Source organism: Methylobacterium sp. J-076, from assembly GCF_022829405.1.
Lineage (GTDB): Bacteria > Pseudomonadota > Alphaproteobacteria > Rhizobiales > Beijerinckiaceae > Methylobacterium.
This window is the reverse complement of the sequence record NZ_JAKSXW010000057.1, coordinates 1-407: the sequence shown is the minus strand read 5'-3', so window position 1 is coordinate 407 and position 407 is coordinate 1. Positions and strand designations below refer to the sequence as shown.

The 407-nt window shown below is 70.3% G+C and carries 2 pseudogenes; both read left to right on the top strand.

The features are described 5' to 3' along the window. Window positions 1-119, top strand: a pseudogene (locus MKK53_RS04305) (transposase); the annotation flags it as partial. An 88-nt stretch (window positions 120-207) separates the two neighbouring features. Next, window positions 208-407, top strand: a pseudogene (locus MKK53_RS04300) (hypothetical protein); the annotation flags it as partial.

The following is a 407-nucleotide window of genomic DNA, read 5'->3' as shown; positions in this document are numbered from 1 at the left end:
CGGTGGACGAAGTCTGCCGGAAGATGGGCGTGTCCGAGCCGACGTTTTACCGCTGGAAGAAGCAGTTCGTCGGCATGGGCGTGCCGGAGATCCGGCGGCTGAAGCAGCTGGAGGACGAGGCCAGCACAGCGGGTAGAGGGGCCGCAGTGGCAGCCCGTAGCGGACAACGTCGCCGTAATGCTGGATGCTGGGAGCCAGAGCTCAACGGTGGCGACGTCCCTGGCGCTGGGCCGAGCGGCGATCGCGGTGTCGCAGGCCACGGCGGTCGGCCTGTCGGCGCACGCATCGGGGGTGGGCTCGCCCGCCCTCGGCGTGCGGTCGAACGCGGCGGGCCAGTCGGCATTGGCCATGGGCGACACTGCCAATGCCAGCGCCTGGAACGCCATCGCCGTCGGTACCGGTGCAAC